Below are 6,027 nucleotides of genomic sequence, written 5' to 3' on the forward strand. Positions count from 1 at the left end.
TGCTGCTCGTGCTCCGCACCGAGCAGCTTGAGCACGAGCCCCACCCACGGCTCAACCGCCGTGGGGGGCGCTGCCAGCGGCGAAGCCCCTGCAGGAGCTTCGCCAGCCGGGGCCGCAGCCGCAGCACTAGCACCCGTGCTTGTGCCTGCGGCAAGGCCGACCGCGCGCTCCGCTGCGGTCAGCTCTGTACCGCCTTGCCCTCTGCCAGGCAAGGCAACAGCATTCTGCGCTATCGTGGCGCGCAGCTGCGTTAGCAAGCTCTGCAGTTTGCTGAGCAGAGCATCCGTCGTCTGAGTACCGGCCCCCTGTACCGTAGACGCCAATGAACCATCTGCCATTGGCAATGAGGAAGCCGAGAAAGGAACTGCCTTTCCACCGCCATCCATCGCAGTCTGGGACATCGTCGGAGTTGGGTTTAACACACCCTCATTCGCGCCTGCCACTCCGCTTCCCTGTGCAGCTCCTTGTGTAGCAATCGCCGCTGCAGCCGATCCTCCAGCTGATGCACCGAGTGTTGCGGCATTAGGGACAGCAGCGTTTGCGGCCAGCTGTCCCGTCCCCGGATTCTGGATTTCCGCTCCGGGAGCCATTGGAACTTGAGCGCTGTTCGCTTGCCCATCTGTCTGCCCCGGTACATTCAAGCGCCCTCCTCCTATGAATGCCGCCAACTGCTCCTCGAGATTCGACAATAGTACATGCAGTGGCGGGCCAAAAATCGCTTGATGCAAGCTGCCCACCGTTTCTCCAGTCAAAGGCAAACCTCGATTCAATGCAATTCCAGCAGCTTGGACCCATTCGGATAACGGTACAGAAGGCGGTTTTAGTGCCGTTAGACTAAGGAGTTGAGTGACATTCTCCTTAGTCAGAGGTATACCGCTCGCCTGCATGGATTGGATCAAATCACGGTTCGCCGCAGTGTTCTCCAGTCCGAATTCACTTAATAGTCCGGCGAGCGAGGAGGAAGACAACCCCGATGTTACTGGCTGGTTGATTGGCTTAAGTACCATTTGTCCATCCTGAACCTGCGGCTGTACTTGCAATAGCGTCGTCTGCCCTTGCTGCAGCGGGGTTTCTAACGTGGCATGGAGCTTCACCCCCTGCACCTGAATCACCGCTTCCTGCCCATCCTCGGATACGCTAAGCACCGTTCCGCGTACCACCTGTCCGGCCTTGAGCTCTAGCGTACGCGGCTCTCCAGGACGTGCATCCCCCAGCATACTTCTCAGCAGAGGTCCTATATTCATCAACTTCCCTCCCAACCCTAAAATAGAGGTGATTATCGATTTCTAACGAAACATGTATCGCTATTTCAACTGAAATGCGCCTCTAAAAATTTAAACGAAACTGGGTATCGTTATTTAAGCCAATTCGGCGCTTAACACCTTAAATTCTCCTAAATAACGATATGGTGTTTCGTTAGATTTTATTTACCTTTATTAGCGAGGAAATAACGTTCTGAAGTTTCGTTAGACGATACGGAAAACCCGCCTGACTTGGCGGGTTAATCAGAACAACGTCTGTTCTTCAATCAGCAAGTTTCGCAAGAAGCTTCGGCGGTGCATCGGCGTTGGACCCAAAGCCATAATTTGCTCCCGATGCAGCTTCGTGGCATAACCCTTATGTACTGCAATTCCGTATTCAGGATATTTTACATCCCATTCTCCCTGACAGAGCCTGTCCCGAGTAACTTTGGCGACAATCGATGCGGCTGCAATCGACTGGCTTGTGGCATCGCCTTTAATAATAGCCAGCTGGGGAATATCAGTATCGATCTTCTCTGCATCAATCAGCAGCATGTCCGGCTTGACGGTCAATTGACTCACCGCCTGCTTCATCGCTAGGCGTGCAGCCTGTTTAATATTAATCTGATCGATGGTTGGAGCATCCACATAACCAACTCCTACAGCTACAGCCTGTTCCATAATCACGTCGTATAAATACTCCCGTTTCTTGGCACTCAGCTTCTTGGAATCATCGACATCCTCCAGCACGAGACCTCGCGGTAAAATGACCGCAGCCGCGACTACATCACCAAACAGACAACCCCGACCTACTTCATCCACACCTGCAATGTTCTGATAAGATAACTCCCAATATTCCTGTTCGTATTTCAATAAATGACTCATCATTTCTCCCCGTTCTCCCCGCCAACTACACCTGATATTCTATGATGAGGGGCGGCCCTACACATCCGTTTGTCCCTCTATGAAGCTATAAGTACACTATATACTATTTATCGGTTGAACGACGTCTAAATTAAGCGATCCATAAGGATGAAATTTTTCCCTGGTGGCTATTTCATTTTTACACAAAGCCTAAGTACAAAAAAAATCCTCCCAGGAGCCATCAGACTATCCCGGAAGGATTATTCGAGCATGAATTGCATTGTAGTAATCTAACCTTAGTATGGGGCTTCCATTGAATATCTTCCCAGCTTGCCAGCACGCAGCTCGCGCAGCAATATTCCCGAGGCTTTCTCCAGATCAACACGCCCGCCGCTAACGATACAACCACGCTTGCGTCCTACAGCTTCCATCACCGCTACAATGTCATCCGGATTTTCCGGATCTTGAGGTGGCTCCTTCAACTCAAATCGGCTAGAGAAGGGCTCCCAATAATATTTAACTAAATATTTAACGCCAAAAAAAGCGATGTCTTCCACATTCAATATTTCTTCACGGATTGCTCCAGTTACCGCCAGGCGATAACCTACATTCTGATCCTCAAATTTCGGCCAGAGGATTCCCGGAGTATCGAGCAGTTCCATATCGGTCCCTACCTTGATCCACTGCTGACCCTTGGTAACGCCAGGACGATCTCCAGTAGCCGCAATGTTCCGCCCCGCCAATCGGTTAATCAACGTAGATTTCCCTACGTTAGGAATCCCTACGATCAGGGCACGGACCGCACGTGGATTCATGCCTTTTGCCCGTTGCTTCTCCAGCTTATCTTTCAACAGCACTTTGGCCAAGACAGGGATTTCTTTAATCCCTTGGCCGCTGTATGCATCAACAGCAACAGCAAGATGCCCCTCTTGCTTGAATACTTCCAGCCATTGCTTCGTTACGCCGGGATCTGCCAGATCGGCTTTGTTCAGTACGATCAAACGTGGCTTACCCTGCAAAATTTCATCGATCATCGGATTTCTGCTGGACATCGGCAACCTTGCATCCAACAGCTCGATCACAACATCGATAAGCTTAAGCTTATCCTGAATCTGCCGGCGAGCCTTGGTCATATGTCCGGGAAACCATTGAATCGTCATCGTATCACCTCAATTTTCCCGAGCATATCTTTACTTTCGAAATTAGTGACCGATCATTTTGATATCTTTTACAGGCCAGAATACAAGATCCGCCCGCCCGATAATATCTTTGAACGGCACAAACCCGATCGCACGGCTATCCGTACTATTCGACCGATTGTCGCCAAGTACAAACACATAGCCCTCCGGAACCTTTCCGTCCGGATACTGCTCATTAGGGAAGTTTTTTTCAATATTGTATAGTTGGTTATTTTTATGCTTCTCATCCAGGGCCTCCTGGATATAAGGCTCTTCAATGACTTGACCATTGACCGTAATAGTGTCACCGTCAACCTTGACGGTATCGCCAGGCACACCGATTACGCGCTTAATGAAATCACGTCCCTCCGATGGAACATGGAAGACGACAACTTCACTGTGCTTAGGCGCACGGAAATCATAAACAATCTTGTTGACGATAATTCTCTCGCCAGTATAGAAATTCGGATGCATTGACGGCCCGTCGACAATAAATGGAGCAAACAACAGCCATCGGATCAATAATACTAATACGACAGCGATCACAATGGCCTTTATCCACTCCATTGCCTCGCTCTTATGTTCTTGGGGCGGCTTTTGGGAATCTTCCGCATGAATATGCTGTTCCATGGATCGCGATCTCTCCTTGTCACATATAGTATGCAGCACTATATAGCCTTTTATAAATATAGAAAGGGAGCTTGAGTAAAGACACAAGCCCCCCCTTATCGTTAACCCTATTAACGACGTACTTCTTTAATTCTCGCTGCTTTACCGCGAAGCTCACGAAGATAGTACAACTTCGCACGACGCACTTTACCACGGCGAGCCACTTCGATTCTATCGAGTTTTGGGGAATGAAGCGGGAAAGTTCTTTCCACACCTACACCGTTCGAAATTTTACGAACTGTAAAAGTTTCGCTGATTCCACCACCACGACGCTTAATTACAACACCTTCAAACAACTGAATACGCTCACGAGATCCCTCGATAACCTTAACGAACACTTTTAAAGTGTCACCAGGACGAAAGCTCGGAATATCCTTGCGAAGTTGTTCTTGCGTAATCGCTTGTACGATATTCATCTAGGACTCCCTCCTTCCACTCAGGTGTTCATGCCTCTTCCGGAAACCCTCATGTTTTCCTTCATCATCCGCAGCGGACCACCGATTTCACAACAAAGTTAATAATACCACATTTTATAAGGTGTATCAAGAAAATTATAAGGAGGTCAATCTTATGCGTAAAGTGTTCAGGATAATTTAGAAATTAAGCGAATGGCCCTCTTCTTTCTCCATAGAGGCCTCATTTCAAAGTTAATTCTTCGACTTCAAATTCTTCATGAAGCGAGCGTACTATGTACAATTCATCAAATCCTTCATGATATGAAGGTATTTCTAATTTCTTCAGTGTGCTTTTGATTCCTACCTCAGGAACCTTTTCATTTCCTTGCCTCTTTTCGTTACGTTCATACGATAAATCATAATCTGGTTCAAAGTAATAACCCACTAACTTATATTTATGAGTTTTAGCCAAATCGATATACTTTTTCCGCTCCTCTATTGTTGGGTTCGTATTATCGACCACGAACGGCAGACTAGTATCAATTGATGCCTGAAGAAATACATTTTCTCGATTCCTAGTCCGTAACATATCAAGATTGATCCTCATATGAGTTTTAAAAAACTTTTCTTTATAGAATGTAGATTTTCCAGAAGCTTGAATTCCAATGAAAATTACACACTCCATATCATTCATCCTTTGATAAGTATACGTATTGGTTTATGTATTCTCTATTCTGACTGAAGATCGGTGTATTTAAGTCTACGTCCCACTTACTTCGAATTACTTCCCCTTTTTTATAGTTCTGTTTTGTAATGCAGGCTCCACGTTTTTGCCAAACGGGTAAGTCGTTCCAATTTATACCTTTCTCAAGAAACAACTTGTCCTGAAGCTTTTTCCCATCTAGCCCCTGTAACTCTTTATGAGGGAAGTTTGCCTGAGCAACCATCGAAATGCTGTTTTTAGTTGCGTCCTGCTGTCTCCATAGAAAGTAGTTAGTTACCTCATCCTGCGGAAGTACCCAGGCTCTGCTATCAAATGTAGCAAGCTCTTTATTTGGATTGCTTTTTTGGATTACCTCATTGAACTTTGCAGTAGCCATTGAAGCAGAAACTGAAACCATTTTCTGTAGATTATTTTCAAACCAAGACTGTGTTGTTAATTTATCATAGTTGGTCAGCAGGATAGAGATCTCATCACTCTGATGGTAGACCAGCTTGCAGCCCATTATATTCTCCGCCAGATATTTGCATGTCTCCCAAAAAGCCTGGATTAATACTTCATCAAACGGCTTTATCATCCCGCGGGTAAAGGTATGGAAATGCGAACCATCGATTCTTATAATCACTGGAAGTCTCTGAGGAAGAGTTTGTCTAAAAATGTTTTCGTAACCCTTCATTCGGTTACCAAAGTCGTCCTTTTTCATATTTACTCCTTTCTATCTAATCATCTGTTCTCCATATAGCTCTTTACTTCTTCTATACTTCATAATCTTTCCCTATAAAAAAAAGGCCCTAAACAGATCCACTGTTCAAAACGGCCAAGATCATTATTATGAAAATATAGTGCAAGTTGCTTCAAATCGGAGTAGCGGGATTCGAACCCACGACCTCGCCCACCCCAAGGGCGCGCGCTACCTGACTGCGCCATACCCCGATATGGTTATCGAAATAATCCCGTTA

Annotated in this window: 6 protein-coding genes, 1 tRNA gene and 1 pseudogene; all 8 read right to left on the reverse strand. The window is 46.6% G+C overall.

Going from position 1 to position 6,027, the window contains the following annotated elements:
* Positions 1-1,244 (reverse strand): annotated as a pseudogene (locus tag ABD014_RS21680) (flagellar hook-length control protein FliK); the annotation flags it as partial.
* 261 nt (positions 1,245-1,505) lie between these two features.
* Positions 1,506-2,126 carry a ribonuclease HII gene (locus tag ABD014_RS21685; protein WP_343864810.1) on the reverse strand — a complete coding sequence of 207 codons (621 nt, stop codon included), beginning with the start codon at positions 2,124-2,126 and terminating at the stop codon, positions 1,506-1,508.
* A gap of 275 nt (positions 2,127-2,401) precedes the next feature.
* On the reverse strand, positions 2,402-3,265 hold the full coding sequence (gene ylqF / locus ABD014_RS21690; RefSeq protein WP_343864800.1) for a ribosome biogenesis GTPase YlqF: 864 nt from the start codon (positions 3,263-3,265) through the stop codon (positions 2,402-2,404).
* 42 nt (positions 3,266-3,307) lie between these two features.
* Entirely contained in the window at positions 3,308-3,913 is a 606-nt protein-coding gene (gene lepB / locus ABD014_RS21695; RefSeq protein ID WP_343864802.1) for a signal peptidase I, read from the reverse strand.
* A gap of 110 nt (positions 3,914-4,023) precedes the next feature.
* Positions 4,024-4,368 (reverse strand): 50S ribosomal protein L19, encoded by a 345-nt coding sequence (gene rplS / locus ABD014_RS21700; RefSeq protein WP_343864804.1) that lies wholly within the window; start codon positions 4,366-4,368, stop codon positions 4,024-4,026.
* 220 nt (positions 4,369-4,588) lie between these two features.
* Entirely contained in the window at positions 4,589-5,032 is a 444-nt protein-coding gene (locus ABD014_RS21705) for an AAA family ATPase (protein WP_343864806.1), read from the reverse strand.
* 1 nt (position 5,033) lies between these two features.
* Positions 5,034-5,771 carry a tRNA(His) guanylyltransferase Thg1 family protein gene (locus ABD014_RS21710; protein ID WP_343864808.1) on the reverse strand — a complete coding sequence of 246 codons (738 nt, stop codon included), beginning with the start codon at positions 5,769-5,771 and terminating at the stop codon, positions 5,034-5,036.
* A gap of 156 nt (positions 5,772-5,927) precedes the next feature.
* A tRNA-Pro gene (locus tag ABD014_RS21715) sits at positions 5,928-6,001 on the reverse strand.
* Positions 6,002-6,027 lie beyond the last annotated feature (26 nt).

The organism is Paenibacillus motobuensis (genome assembly GCF_039521865.1).
Taxonomy (GTDB): domain Bacteria; phylum Bacillota; class Bacilli; order Paenibacillales; family Paenibacillaceae; genus Fontibacillus; species Fontibacillus motobuensis.